The sequence below is a fragment of the Xenorhabdus littoralis genome (assembly GCF_033949345.1).
In the GTDB taxonomy this organism is placed as follows: Bacteria; Pseudomonadota; Gammaproteobacteria; order Enterobacterales; family Enterobacteriaceae; genus Xenorhabdus; species Xenorhabdus littoralis.
Genome location: NZ_VCDP01000032.1, coordinates 1 through 21670, shown reverse-complemented (window position 1 = coordinate 21670; position 21670 = coordinate 1). Strand labels below are relative to the sequence as shown.

The window sequence follows — 21670 nt, the reverse complement described above, 5'->3', positions numbered from 1 at the left end:
TATGGCGCTTACTAAAGCTGAAATGTCAGAAAATCTATTTGAGAAACTGGGGATTAGCAAGCGTGACGCTAAAGATCTAGTGGAAATGTTCTTTGAAGAAGTGCGTCGCTCTTTGGAGAATGGGGAGCAGGTTAAATTATCTGGATTTGGTAACTTTGATTTGAGAGACAAAAATCAACGTCCAGGCCGTAATCCGAAAACAGGTGAAGATATTCCGATTACAGCTCGTCGTGTTGTCACTTTTCGACCGGGCCAGAAACTAAAAAATCGGGTGGAAAAAGCGTTACCAAAAGAATAAAACATAAAAAGGCCGTACTTGTACGGTCTTTTTCTTATCTCTAAATCCCAATAATATATCGGGATGGTTTCTCCTTTTTGAATGATTTCATACCATCATGAATTCTGTCTATGATTTGCTCACTTATCAGAGAAAACGTGACCATCGAGTGATGGCTGTTTTGTCCATTTTTTTTATTACCCTATTTGTTTTTTCATTATGCTCAGGCGAAATTTGGTTTTGGCCTAATGAATGGCTGTCTGACTCTGCTCAACTGTTTATTTGGCAATTGAGGTTACCCAGAGCGATAGCAGTGATGGTGGTCGGTGCAAGTTTGGCCGTATCGGGTGCTGTCATGCAGGCTTTGTTTGAAAATCCTTTGGCAGAGCCGGGATTACTCGGCATCAGTAATGGAGCAGGCGTTGTAGTGGTGGGTTTGATACTTGCCTTTCATGGTATCGCTCCATTGTGGCTATTGAGCATAGGTGCAGTCCTTGGGGCGCTTTTTATGACAGCTATCTTGTTGGGATTTTCAAGAAGACACCATGTAACCAATGCTCGTCTGCTATTGATTGGTGTTGCCTTTGGCGTGATATTTGGCGCTTTGATGACATGGATGGTTTATTTCAGCACAAGTTTAGATTTGCGGCAGTTAATGTATTGGATGATGGGCAGTTTCAGTGGTATTGACTGGCGTCAGAAATGGCTGGCTATTGCATTGATCCCTGCTATTTTCTGGCTAAGCAGCAAAGGTCGCATTTTGAATTATCTGTCGCTAGGAGAATTGCAGTCGCGTCAATTGGGCATATCTCATCATAAATGGCGCAATTTATTTGTATCAATAGTTGGATTGTTGGTTGGTTTGAGTGTTGCTTTAGCTGGTGCGATAAGTTTTATCGGGTTAGTTATCCCCCATATTTTAAGATTGGTTGGCCTGACAGATCATAAAACATTGCTTCCAGCAAGCGCATTAGCAGGAAGCAGCGGTCTATTGCTGGCTGATTTATTTTCCCGTCTGTCATTATCTCATGCAGAAGTTCCGATTGGTGTTGTCACTGTAACATTAGGGGCACCCATTTTTATATGGCTGTTATTAAGAACACACCATAGATAAATGTATGAAATCTGCCAATGAGGTCAACTAAGGTGAGGGTCATGACCAAACAACCCGTTTTGACATTGAATAATGTTACGGTTGGCAATAGGCTGACTGCATTATCTGAGTCTGTAATGGCTGGAGAGCAAATACATCTGGTAGGACTAAATGGCTCAGGGAAGAGTACCTTGCTTTCAGCCGTTGCCGGAATTTTATCCTTTAGTGGCAGTGTTCATTTGAATGGACGAAATTTGAAGGAGTACCGCCAACACGAATTGGCAAAATGCCGGGCTTGGTTATCTCAATCAGTATCTATTCCGGTTATGCCTGTTTTTCAGTATCTGGATATGTTTCGCCCTGAAGCTGCGCCATTGGCTCAAAGTGAAAGCGTGTTATATGAACTTTGTCAGCAAATGAAACTCCTGCCTTTACTTTCTTCGTCAATCGGGCAGTTATCAGGAGGAGAGTGGCAGCGTGTCAGATTAGCCGGGACTTTTTTTCAAGTATGGCCGGAATTGAATCGTGAAGGAAAATTACTCCTACTTGATGAGCCGACAAATAATCTTGATATTACCCAGCAGGCCATTTTGGATAATCTAATCAATAAATTTTGTGCGTTAGGGGGGGGCGTACTATTGAGTAGCCATAATCTTGACCACACATACGAGCAAGCCAATGGAGTATGGTTACTGTCACAGGGTAAATTATTGACATCGGGTGTACCACAGAATGTTATGAATGAACGAAATTTATCAGAAATTTTTGAAGCAAATATTAGACATATCCAAAATACCAGCTATAAATTATGGAGGGTCAGCCGTATGTAATTTCGGTGAGTGAATTATACCATAATTGATTGTTTTTAAATTTCCTTTGATTCTTCGGTTGGTCTGAACCTGTTCTTTCGTTCGTTTATGTTTCGTTGAATAAGCATCATCTAGAATTTCTCATTATAAAACGAATTAGATTACGCAAGGCATAAGAAGGCATAAGGCAATTATGGATAGTTTTCTGCCATTTTCTCGTCCATCGATTGGACATGAAGAGATAGAAGCAATAGAAAAGGTTTTACGTTCAGGGTGGATAACTACAGGGCCACAAAATCACCAATTAGAGCAAGATTTTTTACGTATGTTTGGATGCAAACATGCGATTTCGTTATGTTCCGCGACTGCGGGAATGCATCTTGCTCTGCTGGCATTGGGGATAGGTCCTGGAGATGAAGTCATTACCCCCTCCCAAACGTGGGTTTCCACTATCAATATGATTTGTCTGCTGGGTGCTGAACCTGTCATGGTTGATGTTGACCGTGACACTCTGATGGTTAGTGCAGATACAATCAAAAAAGCGATTACTTCCAAAACCAGGGCGATTATTCCTGTTCATTATGCGGGAGCGCCTTGTGATCTTGATGCATTACGAGCGGTTGCCCAAGAAGCCAATATCCCGCTGATTGAAGATGCTGCCCACGCTGTAGGGACTCGTTATAAAAATGAATGGGTAGGAGAGCGGGGAACAGCAATCTTTTCTTTCCATGCCATTAAAAACATGACCTGTGCTGAAGGTGGCATGTTCGTTACAGATGATGACGAACTTGCCCAACGTATCCGCTGTTTAAAATTCCATGGATTGGCTGTTGATGCTTTTGATAGGCAAATTCAGGGACGGAAACCACAGGCAGAAGTGATTGAGCCGGGTTTTAAATATAACTTATCAGATATCCATGCAGCGATGGCGGTAATACAGCTAGGTAAACTTGCCTCAATGAACGCCCGCCGCAGTGAGCTGGTGGTACGGTATTCTGCTGCTCTTGCGGATTCACCGTTGCAAATGCTGAGTGTTCCCGAATATGAACACTTGCATACCCATCATCTTTTTATGGTGCGAGTAGACAAAAATATTTGTGGCATTGATCGTGATACTTTCATGGCACGCCTAAAGGACAGGAATATTGGTACAGGCTTGCATTTCAGAGCTGCGCACACACAGAAATATTATCGGGAGCGTTATCCACAACTTTCTCTGCCCGCATCTGAGTGGAACTCCGCCACACTTTGTTCATTACCGCTTTTTCCAGATATGAACAATGCCGATGTAGATCGTGTCGTGAATGCAATAACTGAAATTCTTTTGGAGCATAAATAAGTGACATTTGAGAAGATCAAAAAGGTTTCTGTTGTTATTCCAGTCTATAACGAAGAAGAAAGCTTGCCCCAGTTACTGGAAAGAACAATCGCAACATGCCAAAAACTCGAACAGACATACGAATTAATATTGGTCGATGATGGTAGTCGCGACAGCTCTGCTGATATTTTAACTCAGGCGGCAGAAGTTCCTGAAAATCATGTTATTGCCATTCTGCTCAACCGCAATTATGGGCAACATTCTGCGATTATGGCAGGGTTTCATCAGGCTGATGGTGATTTAATTATTACGCTTGATGCTGATTTGCAAAATCCGCCAGAAGAGATCCCCAGATTAGTTAAAACGGCAGAAGAAGGGTATGACGTCGTGGGCACACGACGCGCCAACCGTCAGGATTCTTGGTTCCGTAAAAGTGCGTCCAAAATTATCAACGCCATGATCACTAAGGCGACGGGGCGTTCAATGGGAGATTACGGGTGTATGCTGCGAGCTTACCGTCATCATATTATACGTGCGATGTTGCAATGCCATGAACGCAGCACATTTATTCCCATCCTGGCCAATACTTTTGCACGTAAAACGACAGAAATTGATGTATCCCATGCAGAACGTGAGTTCGGGGATTCTAAATACAGTTTCATGAAATTGATAAACCTGATGTATGACCTGCTGACTTGCCTGACTACCGCGCCATTGCGGTTATTGAGCGTTGTGGGAAGCATCATTGCCGTAACAGGTTTCATGCTGGCGGTACTGTTGATTACTCTTCGCCTTATCTTTGGCTCAATGTGGGCTGCTGAAGGTGTGTTTACCCTGTTTGCAATTCTTTTTATGTTCATTGGCGCACAGTTCGTCGCAATGGGTTTGCTCGGTGAATACATTGGCCGGATATATAACGACGTTCGTGCTCGCCCGCGTTATTTTATTCAAAAAGTGGTCGGAGTTAAAAAGACCAACGACAATCAGGAAAAAAGCTAATGAAAGCAGTTATCTTTGCCTATCATGATATTGGTTGTGTCGGACTTAATGCGTTAGTTAAAGCTGGTTTTGATATTCAGGCTGTATTTACACATACCGATGATCCGAATGAAAATCACTTTTTCTCATCTGTTGCACGTACTGGCGCAGATTTAGGGCTATCTGTTTTCGCACCAGAAAATGTGAATCATCCTCTCTGGGTTGAACGCATTCGTGAAATGAAACCAGATGTCATTTTCTCTTTTTATTATCGCAAGATGCTTAGTCAGGATATTTTATCACTGGCTGAAAAAGGCACATTTAATCTTCATGGTTCCTTATTGCCGAAATATCGTGGTCGTGCTCCGGTTAACTGGGCTGTGCTCAATGGCGAAACCGAAACGGGTGTAACACTGCACAAAATGCGGGTAAAACCGGATGCAGGTGACATCGTTGCGCAGCAGGTTGTACAGATCAGTGCAACCGATACATCACTAGAAGTACATGGAAAAATACGTGAAGCGTCCGTTGAATTATTAAATAATATTCTTCCTCAAATAAAAACGGGCACTTATCCATCAACTCCGCAGGATGAGAGTCAGGCCACTTATGTTGGTCGTCGTACCGCTGAGGATGGTGAAATCGTCTGGGATAAATCTGCACAAGAAATTAATAATTTAGTCAGAGCAGTAACAGAACCCTATCCTGGCGCATTTACTTTTTTGGGTGAACGAAAAATAACCATCTGGCGCTCACGCCCGCTTAGTCAGGAGCATGGTAAACGTCCCGGCACTGTAATTTCGACTAACCCTCTGGTGATTGCTTGTGGTGATGGTGCATTGGAAATTGTGAGCGGACAGGCGGAGTCAGGGCTTTATGTTCAAGGCAGTCGTCTGGCTCTTGAGATGGGGATTGTGACGGGTGTTCATGTTGGTCAGAAAGCAACAACGCAAGTCAGTCGCCGCAAGCGTGTCCTGATTTTAGGTGTTAATGGATTTATTGGTAATCATCTGACTGAACGTTTGTTGGATGATGGTAATTATGACATCTATGGGATGGATATTGGTTCTTCAGCCATTGAACGGTTTATAGGCAATCCCTGTTTTCATTTTATTGAGGGGGATGTCAGCATCCATACAGAGTGGATTGAATATCACATCAAAAAATGTGATGTCATTCTTCCATTAGTAGCAATCGCTACCCCGATTGAATATACCCGTAACCCATTGCGTGTTTTTGAACTGGACTTTGAAGAGAATCTGAAAATTGTCCGCTATTGCGTTAAGTACAACAAACGGATTATTTTCCCGTCAACATCTGAAGTTTATGGCATGTGTGACGACAAAGAATTCGATGAAGATACATCACGTCTGATCGTGGGGCCAATCAATAAACAGCGTTGGATTTACTCAGTCTCTAAACAATTACTTGATCGTGTCATTTGGGCATATGGTGCAAAAGAAGGTTTAAAATTCACCTTATTCCGTCCGTTTAACTGGATGGGGCCAAGATTGGATAACTTAGATTCAGCGCGAATTGGTAGCTCAAGAGCGATCACCCAATTGATTTTGAATTTGGTGGAAGGTTCTCCTATCAAGCTGGTGGATGGCGGAGAGCAAAAACGTTGTTTCACTGATATTCATGATGGCATTGAAGCACTGTTCAGAATCATCGAAAACCGGGATGGTTTATGTGACAGCCAAATTATCAATATCGGTAATCCAACTAATGAAGCCAGTATTCGCCAATTAGCTGAAATGCTGCTGGATAGCTTTGAAAAACATGAGTTGCGCGGATATTTTCCACCGTTTTCTGGATTCAAGAAAATTGAAAGCAGCAGCTATTATGGTCAAGGTTATCAGGATGTTGAACATCGTAAACCCAGCATTAAGAACGCAGAGCGTCTATTGGGGTGGAAACCCACCATTGATATGAAGCAAACCATTGATGAAACACTGGATTTCTTCCTGCGTGGGGCTGTTGAAGAATTAAAACGGGAAAATTAAAAATCAATGCTAAGTCAGGAAGATATTAGGAAAAGCGTAGGAAGAAAGTGATGAAGAAAATTGGTTTGAGAATTGATGTGGATACTTATCGGGGTACAAAGGAAGGAGTACCTAAGTTGCTTGAGATTTTGCAAAAGCATCATATTCAAGCCAGTTTTTTCTTCAGTGTTGGGCCAGATAATATGGGGCGCCATTTATGGCGCCTGTTGCGTCCGAAATTTCTCTGGAAAATGCTGAGGTCAAATGCCGCATCCCTTTATGGTTTAGATATCTTACTGGCTGGTACGGCTTGGCCGGGAAAAAAAATCGCCAAAGAACTGGGGTATTTGATGAAACAAACCGTAGATGCGGGTCATGAAGTTGGCCTGCATGCATGGGATCATCAGGGTTGGCAGGCGAACGCAGGACGTTGGCCAGAAGCTGAATTATCAGCGCAAATACAATTAGGGGTTGATGCACTGGAAAAAGCGATAGGGCAGGCTATTACATGCTCAGCAGTTGCCGGTTGGCGAGCGGATGAACATGTACTGGCGGTTAAACAGCAGTTTGGTTTTGATTACAACAGCGATTGCCGGGGAACACATCCATTCAGACCTCTTTTACCTGCTGGGTGCTTGGGAAGTGTACAAATTCCTGTCACATTGCCTACTTATGACGAAGTTGTCGGAACATTGGTAAGTGATGCAGACTTTAATCATTTTATCCTCGACGCGATTAAAAATGATCGTGGAGTGCCTGTTTATACCATCCATACCGAAGTTGAGGGTATGTCTAAGTCTTCACAGTTTGAAACATTGCTGAATATGCTTCATCAACAAGATATTCAGTTTTGTAAATTAAGTCATTTATTACCTGAAAATAGAGACACACTTCCTGTTGGGAAAATTGTTCGTTCGGATTTTCCCGGTCGTGAAGGCTGGTTAGGTTGCCAACAAGAGGTATAACACAAATATGTTGAATACTCGGACGAGTAAAGCTGGAGCCGTTCTGATGGCTCTTTTTTTTATCCTTACTTACCTGTTGCCACTGGATAGTCGCCTGTTATGGCAACCAGATGAAACGCGATATGCAGAAATAAGCCGGGAAATGCTGCTACGTGGGGATTGGATTGTGCCTCATTTCTTGGATATTCGTTATTTTGAAAAACCTGTTGCTGGGTATTGGATAAACAATATCAGCCAGTGGATTTTTGGCCACAACAACTTTGCTGTTCGTTTCGGTTCTGTATTCAGTATCCTAATCAGTGCGGTTCTCCTTTATCGACTGGCAATGATGATGTGGCAATGTCGTCAGACCGCTTTTGTTGCCGGCCTGATTTATATTTCCATGTTCATTGTTCTTTCCATTGGTTCTTATAGTGTTCTTGACCCGATGTTTTCTTTATGGATTACTGCGGGGATCGTGAGTTGCTATTGGGCACTTAAGGCAGGCAGTACCCGAGAACGGGTTCTGGCATGGTCTGTACTGGGGCTGACTTGCGGCATGGCTTTTATGACTAAGGGTTTTCTGGCCTTGGCGTTGCCTGTCATTACCATGATACCTATTACGATGTATCAGAAACGCTTTCTGGAAATGATTCGTTTCGGATCTCTTGCTGTCATTTTTGCGGTTTTGATCAGTTTGCCGTGGGTCATTGCGATTGCTTTACGTGAACCTGATTACTGGCATTACTTCTTCTGGGTAGAACATATACAGCGTTTTGCTTCTGAGAAAGCACAACATATCGCCCCCATTTGGTATTACGTGCCGATACTTATTTTAGGTGTGATCCCGTGGTTGGGATTGCTGCCCGGTGCTTTGTTCAAAAGCTGGAAAGAGAAAAAAAGTCACCCAGAAATGTTTTTCCTGTTTTGTTGGTTTGTTGTGCCACTTGTATTTTTCAGCATAGCAAAAGGAAAATTGCCAACTTACGTCCTGCCATTTATCGGCCCTTTGGCCGTGATGATGGCAAAATACAGTGTTGATTGTGTCAAAAATGGCAACATGAAAGCGTTGAAAATGAACGGGCTGGTGAATGTTTCCTTTGGATTGATTGCAATTCTGGTGCTTTTTGTCATGGAAAAGCTTCCCAATCATTCACTTTATCAGCCCAATGAGCACCTGAAATGGATTATGGGCATTATTGCCTTTGGGTTTTGGGGCATAGTTGGCTACTTAAGCTTTATTCGCAATGGTAAATATTGGTTATGGGCTGCTGCCTGTACAATTGTGCTCAGTTTGTCGATAGGCAGTGCACTACCAACTAAGACGATGAATTCAAAACTTCCTCAATCCTTCGTCAGACAAAATGAAAAAGAGTTAGCTGACAGTAAATATATTCTGTCTCGGTCCGTTGGTGTGGGAGCGGCGATAGCCTGGGAATTAAAACGCAGCGATATTTATATGTTCGATCGCACCGGGGAATTGGAATATGGGCTTGCTTATCCTGACAGCCAATATCGGTATGTTACACAAGACGAATTGCCTGCATGGCTGGCGCAAGCACGTAAAGAAGGTCAGGTCGCGATGGTTTTCCTATTATCTTCAAAAGGCGATCTCCCTGAATTACCAAAACCTGATGCCGTCCGCCGCAATCATCGTTTTGTCCTTGTCATTTATAAGAAACAAGCATGAGCAGCAATATAACATTATTGGTTTTGGTTAGCCTGTTGACCTGTGGGGGACAGTTATGCCAAAAGCAGGCAGTTATCTGGTGGCAGAAAAAAGATACCCCCAATAAGGGGGTATTTATGGCGATGTGGTTGTCTGGTGCTATTCTTCTGTTGGGTATAGGAATGATATTTTGGCTGCGATTATTGCAGTTTTTGCCGCTGAGCGTTGCATATCCTATGCTCAGCATGAATTTTGTCGTCGTGACTTTAATTGGACAATTTCTGTACCAAGAAAAAGTGGGGCTAAAACACTGGATCGGCGTTTTTGCCATTATGTTGGGTATTTTATTGATGAGTCTGAATCAATGAAGGGTTATGTTTGGGGGCTGTCGAGTGTCTTATTGATCACTGTAGCACAATTACTGTTGAAGTTGGGGGTTGCCCACTTGCCTGAGCTTTCGCTATCGGCGCATTGGTTGGATATCGACTGGATTTGGTCTAATCATAACTCATTATTGATGGTTATGGCTGGATTGTCTGGTTATGCATTATCCATGTTATGCTGGTTTTTTACCTTGAAATATCTGCCATTGAACAAGGCGTATCCTATTATCAGTTTGAGTTATGTTTTTGTTTATTTAATGGCAGCTTCATTGCCTTGGTTTAATGAAACTATTTCATTGTTGAAAACAGCGGGAATTATTTTTATCCTATTGGGAGTTTGGTTAATCAGCAGACCAGAAATTTCGCGATGAATAAGGGGAAGGGGATGGTAATAAGAGTAGGACATTTATGCTTATTATTGAGTTTTCTTCTCATTGGTTGTACCAATCCTGTTTCAAAATCTAAATTGCCTCCGTTGAGATCAGCTCTTTCGGACCCGATAATGGTTATCGCGCAGCTAAAAGATCAACTTGTCCAATGGCATTATACACCCTATCGCTATGGTGGCATGGATAGGCGCGGTGTTGATTGTTCGGGTTTCGTCTACCGTACATTCCATGATCGCTTCAATATTCAACTTCCTCGCACAACAAGTGAGCAGACCAAATTAGGCACACGGATTAGCAAAGATGATCTGATGCCCGGCGATCTGGTTTTTTTCAAGACAGGCAGTGGTGAGAGTGGGTTGCATGTCGGTATTTATGATACAAACAATGAATTTATTCATGCATCAACCAGTAAAGGCGTAATACGTTCCTCCCTGGACAATGTATATTGGCGTCGCGTTTTTTGGCAAGCTCGTAGAATGTGATATCACCTTCAATCCTATCTTCAATCCATTATTCCGGTAGTACTTTATGATATTTTAATGCTCTGTTTTTCTTGGCCGGAGTCAAAAATGTCCACATTGCGCCTATTGCTGTCAGATTCCCATGACCCTTGGTTTAACCTTGCTGTTGAAGAATGTATTTTCCGGCAGATGCCAGCAAATCAGCGTGTTCTGTTTTTATGGCGTAACGCCAATACCGTTGTGGTCGGACGGGCGCAAAACCCGTGGAAAGAGTGCAACACCCGACGAATGGAACAGAACGGAGTAAAACTGGCTCGACGCAGTAGTGGAGGCGGGGCGGTTTTTCATGATTTAGGTAATACATGTTTTACCTTTATGGCTGGCAAACCTGAATACAACAAAACTGTTTCTACACAAATCATTCTGGATGGATTAAAAAAATCAGGTATTAATGCAACGGCTTCCGGGCGTAATGATTTAGTCTTATCTTCACCTGAAGGGGAGCGTAAAATCTCTGGCTCTGCGTATAGGGAAACGAAAGATCGGGGATTTCATCATGGGACTTTATTGATTAATGCAGATTTAAATCGTCTTGCCGATTATCTTAATCCTGATCCTAAAAAATTACAGGCGAAAGGTATCACTTCCGTTCGTTCCAGAGTAACCAACCTATCTGAATTATTGCCGGATATCACACATGAAAAAGTGTGTCGGGGTATTATTGCCGCATTCTTTGAATATTTTGGTGAGACAGCGAAGGCAGAAATAATTTCACCGCAAGCTTTACCTGATTTGCCCGGTTTTAGCGATACTTTTGCTAAACAGAGTAGTTGGGAATGGAATTTTGGTCAGGCTCCTGCATTCTGTCACACACTGGACACGCGATTCCGTTGGGGTGGTATTGAATTACATGTTGATATCGAACAGGGTGTGATCAGCCGCTGCCAGATGTTTACTGACAGTCTTGATCCGGCTCCATTCGAATTACTGGCTGAAAAACTGATTGGTGTATTGTATCAGCCAAAGGCAGTCGGGCAGATTATTCAGCAAATCAGTGAAATATATCCCTCCCTAGACCCGGAATTACAGCAATTGCATGACTGGTTAGTCAATGAATTAAAGTGAGTGAAAAATCAGGTGGGCATGAAAAAAAAGGGTCAACGAGGGTGATGTTGACCCTAAAAGGTGACACTTATGATAAAAATGGTTGAGATACTTCTTATTGCGTATTTATTTCCCACAACTTATTTATTCTCTACAACATTATTCTCTACAACATAAGAAGGTCTTAAATTCAGGGAGATGACCATTCTCTCTGAACTTAGCGGGTGTAGTATTAAAATACTTTTTAAATATGCGGGTAAATGTAGCCTGAGAGCTGAAGCCATATTGCAGAGCAATATCAAGAATTGGCAACTTATCTTCACGCAAAGACTTAGCCGCTTCATGTAGGCGGCGTCGGCGTACATACTGACCTAACGTACAGCCTTTCAATTCCTTAAAAATTCGTTGTAAATGCCATTTTGAATAGCCACTTTTATGGGCAATGGCGTCTATTTTGATCCCTTCAGTTTGTTGAAGTTGGCTTTCTAACCATTTGACAATATCGTTGATAACATTTTCTAACATATTTTCCTCCCACATATGTGGGCCTTTAGCTGAAAAGATAGCGATACGAATAATGACTAACGTTATTGTGTGGCCCATTTTAAGAATTTCTGTTTTATCGTATACGCAAAAAGTGCGATTCCAGATTAATGATCATTACGCGATGCTTATTTTTTCATATTAGATAAGCAACCACATCAGGTGTTCATTCATATTTAGTGAGGGTGGTATTATAACTCTGGGTTATTAATTAACCTGAATTCTGGATAAGGGGTTTTCTGACCATAGCCCCGATTTGTTCCCTTGCTCCCTCTTAGCCCTTGCTACGTCTAGCTTTCAACGAAAAAATTGATTTTGAATAGCACTTGATAAAACATGATAACCTGTTGAATATAGGTTTTTTTATTTTTTTTAAAAATTCATGTAATCCGTTTGGCTACCTTTGGAATCATTCCTGTTTATTCTTTCTATCTTGACCTATACGATTCAATGTATCAATGAGGGTTGTTCTTTTTACACCAAAATTACGGCAAATAGCGGTTTTGGACATACTGCCTTCCAATGTGGTAAGAATTGCCTCCAATTTTTCACCTGTGACCGCTCGTGGCCTTCCTCCTCGTTTTCCTCGCCGATTGGCTGCCGCTAAACCGGCGATAACGCGTTCTTTTGTCAGAGAACGTTCATATTGCGCCAGAGCACCAAACACATGAAACAATAATTCACCTGATGGAAGGGTTGTGTCCATCGCTTCCGTCAAAGACCGGAACTGGACATTTTGACTTTGCAGTTGATTTATAATGCTTAGCAAATGGGGTAAAGAGCGACCAAGTCGGTCGAGTTTCCAAACAATCAAAATATCGCCAGACTGAACAAAATCGAGGGCTTTAATTAACCCAGGACGATCATCTTTTGCCCCGGAAGCTTTGTCCTCAAATAAATGCCGAGGGTCAACACCCGCAGCCAACAGAGCATCTCGTTGAAGATCGGTAGTTTGACGATAAGAAGAGGAAGAAACTCTCATATAACCAACAAGCATGTTCGGAAAACCTATAACTTATCATTTTCGTATGGTATAATATACCGACAGAGTTTTTTGTATGTTTTTTTACCGAATTATTGCTGTTTTTCCCTTGGAAATATTTGGAAATAGACGCTATCGAAAAACAACTGTTTTCCGATAGACTTTAGGCTAATTTCCACAGAAAGGGGGGCTAAGATGACGTATTCGCGTTTATCCATTCTTACCGATGAAGAAATTTACTCCCTTTATGAAATCCCTGATATTAATGACGAAGAAAGAGAATTCTTGTTTGAGTTAGACGCTGAAGACATAAAATACCTTGACTCAATAAAAAATATATCTCAGAAAATTAATTATATACTTCAATTAGGATGCTACAAAGCGACCAATTACTTTTTTCAATTTAGTTTCCAAAAACGAAAGTCTGATGTCCTTTTTATCTTAAAGCGTTATTTTCCTGATGAAACTTTCCCTAAAAAGCAAATAGCGAGAAAATACCACTATAATAATCGACGTTTGTGATAAACAAATATGGCGTAATTGACATAAATAACGTGATGATTAGTCAATTAGAAAAAGAAGCCAAATCACTATTCAAACGCCACGCTTTACCTAAATTTATTCTTCAAGAACTATTAGATTACTGTTTAAATAACAATCTATTACGTCCAGCTTACTCAACAATGTAGAACATTGTTTCTCGTGCACTTCGCCAAGAACAACAGAGATTAAATAATAAGTTTTATGCCAAAATAGAACCGACGATTCGAAGCCAATTAGATAACCTTTTAAATATGGATGATTTATTTTATAAATTAACACTGATAAAAAAGGATCAGAAAGATTTCACTACAATGGAGATAATCAATACAGTTAAAAAGCAACAAATGATCTATCCTCTTTTTTATGAATCAAAAAAGCTCATTTCTCGCCTTAATATCTCTGAACAAAATGTGATTTATTACGCTAATTTGGCTGAATTTTATACAATTCAAAAATTAGAGCGATTTAAAAGCCGTAATCAAGCGAGATTGTATCTCCTTTGTTATATTCATCGCCGTTTACTCATTTTTAATGATTATTTGATGAACAGTTTTTCCTACAAAATAAACAAATACAAAGATGATGCTGAGCAATATCAGCGTTCGAAAGTTGAGACTTTTGAAGCTGAAAATAAAGAACGTAGAGCACAGGCAAGTAAAATATTAGCAATCAATATCAACAAAACCATTCCCGATCACCAAATCAGGGAAAGAGCGTTTGAGGTTATTCCTCAATCAAATTACAAAAAATTTCTGAAAGATTTCCATAAGCCAAATTTAAACCGTGATGTCTATCGCTGGGAATGGTATGGACAGCAATCTCTTGTTATCAAAAGAAATCTTCGACCAATATTCAAAGTATTAGAATTCACCTGTACAAATATCGAATTACGAAGTGCGATGACATTTTTTAAACGTTATCTCCTTGAAGGTGGTGTTAATTTCCACTCTATCTCTATGGACGATATTCCTTTTGATTTTTTTCCAAAAGCACAACGTAATCACCTATTTTATAAAATAAAATCAATAGATGGTAAACAAATCAAATCGATTAATTCAGGCTGTTACGAATTTATGCTGTATTTTAACCTGATGAAAGGCATTGAAAATGGTACTGTATTTATTCGAGATAGCAATAATTTTAGGTCACTGGAAGACGAGTTAATTAATGCTGAGGTATGGAAAAGAGATAAAGAAAAAATTATTTCACAGTTAAATATGCCATTGTTAAAACACGATATCTCTAATTTATTGGAGATATTAGAAATATCCTTAGAAAATAAATACCATGTCGTTAATACCCGTATCCTTAAAGGTGAAAATACTGGCTTTAAAGCCAAATGCAAAAAGAATGGAGAATTAATTAAGTGGAATATCCCTTATATTAAGACAGATAATGATGTAAATAACCACTTATTTAAGAAGTTACCCGTATCAAGCATTGGTGATCTTATGTGTTTTGTTGCCGAAGAAACACGTTATATCAAATCTTTTATTCATATTCAGCCTCGTCACGCAAAAACAGAACCAAACCAAGAGGCGCTTCATGCAGTCATAGTTGCAAGTGCTACAGGTATAGAACCGGCTAAAATGCAAGAAATCAGCGATGTTGAAGCTAACAATTTCGAAAATATGCAGAACAATTTTATCCGAAAGCAAACACTCAGCCACGCAAGTGATCTGATTATTAATGAAATGAAAAAACTCCCTATTTTCAGTGAATATAATCTTGCAGACTATGGAGTTCATGCCAGTGTTGATGGACAAAAATTCGGTACAAAATACAGTACAATAAAATCTCGGTATTCAAAAAAATATTTTGGATTATTGAAAGTAATCAGTCCGACGTTGAAATAGCTTCCATTTCCGGTGATATGCACAGCATTAATTGGGGGAACTTTGCATTACTCCATTTATTTGGATACCGTTTTATGCTGAGATTTAAACAGCTAAATAATAAAGCCAATAATAACTTAGTGGGATTTTTGGAACCAAAAAAATACGCTAGATATGTGATAAAACCGAGTGATAAAGCAGATATTGGGTTGATTATTAATAAATGGGATAATGTTTTAAGGATTTTAGCCTCCTTAGCATTAAAACAAACAACACAAAGCCAAATTGTTCGTAAGTTATCAGTTTATAAAAAGAATCCTACATTGAAAGCACTGATAGAATTTGATCGGATCATCATGAGTGATTATATATTAGACTACATAGATTCGAAGGAAATACGTGAAATTGTGCAATCCAGCCTTTGTCGTGGTGAATTTTACCATCAATTAACATCAGCAATAGCAAAGATTAGTGGCGGTAAAGTGTTAAATGGAAAAGATGAAATAGACTTGGGTATCAATACAGAATCCATTCGCCTTATTGCAACAATAGTTATTTTTTACAATGCACAGTTGCTATGTCGACTCTATGAGTATTTTTTAAAGAAAGATCAACAAAAAGCGAAAGCGATAGCTCAAATGTCCCCCGTTGCTTGGCGGCATTTAAGCTTCTTAGGAAAATATGAATTTTGCAACAAAGACAAAAGCATTAATATTCAAAAAGTTATTGAATTACTATTGATGAGTGCAGAAAACGATATTTACCTTGAAAACCTGTCGTAGCAAGGGGGTCGAGGGAACAAATGGGGGCTATGGTCGGAAAACCCCATATTCCAACAGGTAAAGACATTTGAGCAGTCGGTCATATTCATTCAACTTTAACACTGTTCGGTTATTTCGCTTGTCATTGAACATTTTTGATTATCTTTATAGAGTGCATTTCAAACTGGCAATTATGGCTTAGCTGTTGCACTTAGTGTACTATTTTTCCGAATTCGGTAGTAACCAGAAATTGATAATGTATAATTAATTTATGTATTTTTAATTGCAAGGTATATTAATAACTAGCAATCAATAAGGTTGGTAACTAAAATGAATAAATTAAAAACAATGGCTTTTTCAAATATAGTTAGTTTATGTCTTTCCATACTTCTTATAAGTCAGTCATCACTATCAATAACGCAACATGGTTATTTACATCATTATTATGATGTGATATTAGCAATTTTATCATTTTTTGGTTTTAAATATATATGTAAAAAATTAATTGAAATATTTTTTTAAATTAATAATAATTATTACTCCTACAATGAATTACATTAAAAGGTATATAATATGAAAGAACTTGATAATAACTTACTAAATGTTGTTTCTGGTGCCGGTGGCGCTCCTTTGACAAAAGAGAATGCTATCGGGGCAGGAATAATTATTGGCGCAACAGCTGGACTTCCTGGGGGGCCTGTAGGCGTTGTGGTTGGAGCAGTAGCAGGGGGAGTTAGCATGGCTATTGGAGCGAGTATTCAGACACCAGCACCCTATGTGCCACCATCAATGCCATCAATGCCAGTGATACCAAGTTTTGGTTACATGACTGAGGAGATGGCGAATCGAATTCATGAAGAAAGAAAGGCACTTGGAGTTTTGTGAAATCAAATCCTAATAGGTGGCTTAAGTTAATTCATTTACAGATGGACAACTTTTGTAGATTTATTCTGAGCGAGAATGGAATGCATCGGTGCCTATAACGATATAACTGATGTTTGATGGACTGGAGTAAAGTGTGCTAGGAGTTTATCCAGTCGGTCAAAAATAAACCTCGCAGTTTTACTGCGAGGATTATTTTTATGACGAAATAACCCTATTGACTGATGCAATCGTTGTTTCTCTATAAGTAATAATTAAACGGTTATAATTCCAAAATATTTAAATACGCCCATAATCTGCCACTCCTGAAAAAGGCAGTGAGTACTGCTTGTAAAGCCAATTCCTGTTGTATTGAGGGCATTCCACTGACATCCGGTTCTTAAGGCAAAGACGGTAGCATTCACGGCAATGCTCATCGACACGATTGTATCCCAAAGAATGATGGGTTTTATGTTTAGGCAGTAACGGATTCATTTTTTTCTAAAGTTCATCAGAAATAAGCTATTGTGGTGTGTTATTACTGCTTATAATCACCATCAAATAGAGATTAATAAAAAGGCTGAATAATTATACTACAAAATATCTTTTGAGATATGTTCATAGTTGAGCTTCTAGTTTTTGGCCAAAAGATATAATATCCATGGCTCGTAGTTATTTATTGCTAAATGGTAAAACAGTAAGGGCCAATATCTATTGGTTTTTACCCCTATGTTTCATAAATAAGCAATAACGACATAAACATGAAAGTCTTGCTCAGGAATTATCCTTCCAATACATAAAAATAAAATTATTGCATAAAAAACATGTGAAATACAATTGACAACTTAAGTATATATTAAGGAGTTAACCGCCCTGTGCAAAAATAATCCAACATTACAGCGATAAAGTGTTTAATAACCATATAACTATGGTGGGAATTTATTGTTCAGATTCGGAGAGAATAATTGTTTCGTCAACAGGCAATTGAGAACAGAAAGAAAAAATGGCAAGGAAAAGCAATTTTGCTTCCAGGGTTATCCCCCCGCTTGGTCAGTATAGCAAGCCTCTTTTTTCTTGTTATTTTTATATCATTTATTATCTTTGGCTCATACACACGAAGAGTTAATGTTACCGGAGAAGTTATTACTTCACCTCGAACGGTTAATATTTACTCTAATGTGCAGGGGGTTGTTGTAAAACAGTTTGTAACAGAAGGGCAAGCAGTAAAAAAAAATCAACCTATTTATCAAATTGACGTAAGTAAAAGCACAAGAAGCGGTGTTGTTAGTGATAACCAGAAAAAAAGCATTGAAAACCAGTTAGTGCGTATCGATAAAATGATTACTCGACTTCGAGAAAACAAAAAAATAACATTAGAGACCTTAGAAAAGCAAAAGAAACAATATACAGAAGCTCTTAGCCATTCCTCTAAAATTATTAAACATGCGGAGGAGGGGATAAAAATTGCGAAAGAAAACATGGAGAACTATAGAAGTTATCATGCCCGAGGATTAATTAACAAAGATCAATTAACAAATCAAGTGTCAACGTATTATCAGCAACAAAATGGTTTACTAAGCCTAAGTGGCCAAAATGAACAAAATTTATTGCAAGTAACTATTTTAGAGAGCCAGATTCAGACTCAATCGGCAGAGTTTGATAATCAAATTTATCAAACGGAGCTTAAACGGTATGATTTGCAAAAGGAATTGTTAAATACTGACGTCGGTGGAGACATTATTATTAGGGCTTCATCTGACGGAATAATAGATTCTTTTAGCGTCACTGTAGGGCAGATGGTGAATATTGGAGATAGTCTGTTGCAGGTTATTCCAGAAAAAATAGCGAACTACTATTTAATAATATGGGTTCCTAATGACGCGATCCCCTATCTCTTCAATGGTGATAAAGTAAATATTCGTTATGAAGCTTTCCCATCCGAAAAATTTGGTCAATTTTCTGCCGTTGTTGAATTGGTTTCAAAAACCCCTGCTTCCCCTCAGGAAATGTTGACTTATCCAGGGGCACCTAAAGATATGCAAGGACTTTCCATACCTTATTACAAAGTAATTGTTAAACCTGAAAAACAGAGCATTCATTACAATGGTAAGACTGTACCGATAAGAAATGGTATGAAAGCTCAGATTACATTATTTCTCGAAAAAAGAAATATTTACCAATGGATGTTTTCACCATTTTATGACATGAAACAAAGCGTACAAGGACCCGTAAATGAATAATAAAACGTTGAAATCCTTTTTAAGCAAGTTAGATATTGGCTTCTGTCATCGAGTGCCACTGATCCACCAAACAGAATCGTCAGAGTGTGGAATGGCTAGTTTGGCCATGGTTGCTGGGTATTATGGTAAAAATATTGACTTAATAACATTGCGACAACGATTTAACCTTTCTGCACGTGGCACTACTCTAGCTAGCGTAAAAGAAATGGCTGCAGAGTTAGATATGACGAGTCGTGCATTATCACTGGATTTAGATGAGATTAATGCACTGAAAACACCTTGCATTCTGCATTGGAATTTTAACCATTTTGTAGTTCTTATCAGTGTAAGAAAAGATCGATTTATACTTCATGACCCGGCGCAAGGACGGATAGTTGTTGGGCTAGCTGAAATGTCGCGATCATTTACCGGCATCGCACTTGAGATTTTCCCGAACAGCAAATTTACTGCTGAAACAAAAAAAAGCCGACTTCAATTAAAAACGTTATTCCAGAGCATTCATGGAATTAAGGGAACTTTAACAAAAATTTTTTTCTTGTCATTGATAATCGAATTTATCAATCTTATTATGCCCATAGGAACGCAATTAATCATGGACCATGCTATTCCGGCAGGTGACAAGGGATTTATTATGGCAATTTGTGCAGGCGTTATGTTGTTTATACTGTTGCGCACTTTGCTAAGTATAATCAGCTCTTGGTCATCATTAGTGATGGCTACGTTGATCAATGTACAATGGCAATCAGGGCTATTTAAACACTTGTTAGAATTGCCTCTCAATTATTTTGAACGGAGAAAATTAGGCGATATTCAATCGCGTTTTGCATCATTAAATACACTCCAAAGCACGTTTACGTCCAGTATTGTCGGTGTCATTATGGACAGTATCATGGTAATAGGCCTATTTACTATGCTTATCCTATATGGAGGTTATTTAACTTGGATCGTCTTAGGCTTTACCACTCTTTATGTTCTTATTAGATTGTTTACTTATCAGTCCTACCGTCAGCTATCAGAAGAATCATTGATCCGTGATGCTCGTGTAAGCTCCTACTTTATGGAAACATTATATGGAATAGCGACTGTCAAAATACAGGGAATGGGGGAACGTCGCCAAAACCACTGGATTAACATGAAAATAGACTCGATAAATACTGGAATAAAAGTTACTAAAATGAATCTGTTTTTTGGTGGGGTCAATACTTTTATTGCTGCCTGTGACCAAATAGTCATACTTTGGCTAGGGGGAAGTTTGGTAATTGAAAATCAAATGACCATAGGGATGTTTGTGGCATTCAGTTCATACAGAGGACAGTTTTCTGATCGAGTCGCTTCACTGACTAATTTTTTTCTTCATCTACGAATGATTAGTCTTCACAATGAGCGAGTTGCCGATATAGCTCTCAATGAACAGGAATCCAGAAAACCTGATAATAATTATCAGGCCGTTACACATCCTATATCATTAGAAACTAAGAATCTTAATTTCCGCTATGATAGTCAATCTCAAAACATTTTCAGTAACCTAAATATGGCTATAGCTCCAGGTGAAAGTGTGGCAATTATTGGTCCTTCTGGAGCAGGAAAAACCACTTTAATGAAGGTATTATGCGGGCTTTTTGAACCTAGCTCAGGTAAGATAATTGTCAATGGGAACGACATTCAACAACTGGGCATTAATAATTATCGCAAAATTATTGGTTGTGTGATGCAAGATGATAAATTATTTTCAGGTTCGATACGTGAAAATATTTGTGGTTTTTCAGAGACAATTGACGAAACATGGATGATTGATTGCTCTAAAGCCAGTTACATTCACGATACAATAATGGCTTTACCAATGGGCTATGAAACACTAATAGGTGAATTGGGTGAAGGGTTATCTGGTGGGCAAAAACAACGTATTTTTATCGCACGAGCACTCTATAGAAAACCTAGCATCTTATTTATGGATGAGGCTACCAGTGCATTAGATAAAGAAAGTGAAAATTACGTAAATCAGGCTATAAAAGGATTAAATATAACCCGTGTAATTATTGCTCACAGAGAAACAACGATTGCGTCAGTCAATAGGGTTATTTCGTTATAAACATAAACCTCGCAGTAAAACTGCGAGGTCAGACCGCTGACAAACCTCGTTGAAAATAACGGGGTTTGTCACATTAATTAACAGTCATTATCTGCCAATTTTTCCTTATTGATCCCCAATATGCACTTTTCCTGCATAGGATTGGTTTTCTGCCCCGAGACATTCGCGGATGAGCCACAGATAAAACCAACAAAGTGCCGCCGCCAGTAAGGCTATCTTCTTGATATTTTGTGCTGTTGCCGCCAACAGGCACTGTATCTGAACTTTCTGCAACCCGCGAAAATGGGCATAACGATGCCCGTGATGCTGTTTTGCATCCGAAAAACTCCGCTCTATCGTTTCTTTTCATCGCTTGTGTACTTTGATACCGGCATTGGAAAAACAGATCAGGCGTCTGGAAATGGAA

17 protein-coding genes and 4 pseudogenes are annotated in these 21670 nt (G+C 39.4%); 17 read left to right on the top strand and 4 right to left on the bottom strand.

Going from position 1 to position 21670, the window contains the following annotated elements; genetic code table 11:
* The first annotated feature begins 1 nt into the window (after window position 1).
* The 12 genes from ihfA (at window position 2) to FE394_RS09420 (ending at window position 11431) form a co-directional block, all read left to right on the top strand.
* Complete coding sequence (gene ihfA / locus FE394_RS09475; protein WP_038233943.1) at window positions 2-298, top strand: integration host factor subunit alpha; 297 nt, start codon at window positions 2-4, stop codon at window positions 296-298.
* 97 nt (window positions 299-395) lie between these two features.
* Window positions 396-1391, top strand: a complete 996-nt coding sequence (btuC, locus tag FE394_RS09470; RefSeq protein ID WP_319926146.1) for a vitamin B12 ABC transporter permease BtuC — start codon at window positions 396-398, stop codon at window positions 1389-1391.
* Window positions 1392-1408: 17 nt separating this feature from the next.
* The gene (btuD, locus tag FE394_RS09465) at window positions 1409-2200 is read left to right on the top strand and encodes a vitamin B12 ABC transporter ATP-binding protein BtuD (RefSeq protein WP_474068161.1); all 792 of its coding nucleotides are present in this window, start codon (window positions 1409-1411) and stop codon (window positions 2198-2200) included.
* 172 nt (window positions 2201-2372) lie between these two features.
* The gene (gene arnB / locus FE394_RS09460; protein ID WP_319926144.1) at window positions 2373-3518 is read left to right on the top strand and encodes a UDP-4-amino-4-deoxy-L-arabinose aminotransferase; all 1146 of its coding nucleotides are present in this window, start codon (window positions 2373-2375) and stop codon (window positions 3516-3518) included.
* Window positions 3519-4496 carry an undecaprenyl-phosphate 4-deoxy-4-formamido-L-arabinose transferase gene (gene arnC, locus FE394_RS09455; protein ID WP_319926143.1) on the top strand — a complete coding sequence of 326 codons (978 nt, stop codon included), beginning with the start codon at window positions 3519-3521 and terminating at the stop codon, window positions 4494-4496.
* Entirely contained in the window at window positions 4496-6481 is a 1986-nt protein-coding gene (gene arnA, locus FE394_RS09450) for a bifunctional UDP-4-amino-4-deoxy-L-arabinose formyltransferase/UDP-glucuronic acid oxidase ArnA (RefSeq protein WP_319926142.1), read from the top strand. Before arnC ends, arnA begins: the two co-directional genes overlap by 1 nt.
* Before the next feature lie 50 nt (window positions 6482-6531).
* Window positions 6532-7425, top strand: coding sequence for a 4-deoxy-4-formamido-L-arabinose-phosphoundecaprenol deformylase (arnD, locus tag FE394_RS09445; protein WP_319926141.1), 894 nt, complete (start codon window positions 6532-6534; stop codon window positions 7423-7425).
* Between the two features lie 7 nt (window positions 7426-7432).
* Window positions 7433-9094 (top strand): lipid IV(A) 4-amino-4-deoxy-L-arabinosyltransferase, encoded by a 1662-nt coding sequence (gene arnT / locus FE394_RS09440; protein WP_319926140.1) that lies wholly within the window; start codon window positions 7433-7435, stop codon window positions 9092-9094.
* Window positions 9091-9441 carry a 4-amino-4-deoxy-L-arabinose-phosphoundecaprenol flippase subunit ArnE gene (gene arnE, locus FE394_RS09435; RefSeq protein WP_319926139.1) on the top strand — a complete coding sequence of 117 codons (351 nt, stop codon included), beginning with the start codon at window positions 9091-9093 and terminating at the stop codon, window positions 9439-9441. The genes arnT and arnE overlap by 4 nt, the downstream gene beginning before the upstream one ends.
* On the top strand, window positions 9438-9827 hold the full coding sequence (arnF, locus tag FE394_RS09430; RefSeq protein ID WP_319926138.1) for a 4-amino-4-deoxy-L-arabinose-phosphoundecaprenol flippase subunit ArnF: 390 nt from the start codon (window positions 9438-9440) through the stop codon (window positions 9825-9827). Before arnE ends, arnF begins: the two co-directional genes overlap by 4 nt.
* A gap of 14 nt (window positions 9828-9841) precedes the next feature.
* Complete coding sequence (locus tag FE394_RS09425; RefSeq protein ID WP_319926137.1) at window positions 9842-10327, top strand: C40 family peptidase; 486 nt, start codon at window positions 9842-9844, stop codon at window positions 10325-10327.
* 87 nt (window positions 10328-10414) lie between these two features.
* Window positions 10415-11431 carry a lipoate--protein ligase gene (locus tag FE394_RS09420; protein ID WP_319926136.1) on the top strand — a complete coding sequence of 339 codons (1017 nt, stop codon included), beginning with the start codon at window positions 10415-10417 and terminating at the stop codon, window positions 11429-11431.
* A gap of 138 nt (window positions 11432-11569) precedes the next feature.
* Here the strand turns inward: FE394_RS09420 and FE394_RS09415 are convergent, their stop codons facing one another.
* Complete coding sequence (locus FE394_RS09415; RefSeq protein WP_319926135.1) at window positions 11570-11935, bottom strand: helix-turn-helix domain-containing protein; 366 nt, start codon at window positions 11933-11935, stop codon at window positions 11570-11572.
* Between the two features lie 427 nt (window positions 11936-12362).
* Window positions 12363-12950 (bottom strand): recombinase family protein, encoded by a 588-nt coding sequence (locus tag FE394_RS09410; protein ID WP_319926134.1) that lies wholly within the window; start codon window positions 12948-12950, stop codon window positions 12363-12365.
* Between the two features lie 180 nt (window positions 12951-13130).
* On the opposite strand from FE394_RS09410, the gene FE394_RS09405 reads away from it, so the two are divergent.
* From FE394_RS09405 to FE394_RS09395, 3 genes and pseudogenes are all read left to right on the top strand, one after another.
* On the top strand, window positions 13131-13457 hold the full coding sequence (locus FE394_RS09405) for a DUF4158 domain-containing protein (protein ID WP_319926133.1): 327 nt from the start codon (window positions 13131-13133) through the stop codon (window positions 13455-13457).
* A gap of 272 nt (window positions 13458-13729) precedes the next feature.
* Window positions 13730-16095, top strand: a pseudogene (locus tag FE394_RS09400) (Tn3 family transposase).
* Window positions 16096-16647: 552 nt separating this feature from the next.
* Window positions 16648-16833 (top strand): annotated as a pseudogene (locus tag FE394_RS09395) (microcin H47); the annotation flags it as partial.
* Between the two features lie 395 nt (window positions 16834-17228).
* Here the strand turns inward: FE394_RS09395 and FE394_RS09390 are convergent.
* A pseudogene (locus FE394_RS09390) lies at window positions 17229-17430 on the bottom strand (transposase); the annotation flags it as partial.
* 470 nt (window positions 17431-17900) lie between these two features.
* On the opposite strand from FE394_RS09390, the gene FE394_RS09385 reads away from it, so the two are divergent.
* On the top strand, window positions 17901-19175 hold the full coding sequence (locus FE394_RS09385; protein WP_319926132.1) for an HlyD family secretion protein: 1275 nt from the start codon (window positions 17901-17903) through the stop codon (window positions 19173-19175).
* Entirely contained in the window at window positions 19168-21264 is a 2097-nt protein-coding gene (locus tag FE394_RS09380) for a peptidase domain-containing ABC transporter (RefSeq protein WP_319926131.1), read from the top strand. Before FE394_RS09385 ends, FE394_RS09380 begins: the two co-directional genes overlap by 8 nt.
* A 105-nt stretch (window positions 21265-21369) precedes the next feature.
* Here the strand turns inward: FE394_RS09380 and FE394_RS09375 are convergent.
* Window positions 21370-21670: pseudogene (locus FE394_RS09375) on the bottom strand (transposase); the annotation flags it as partial.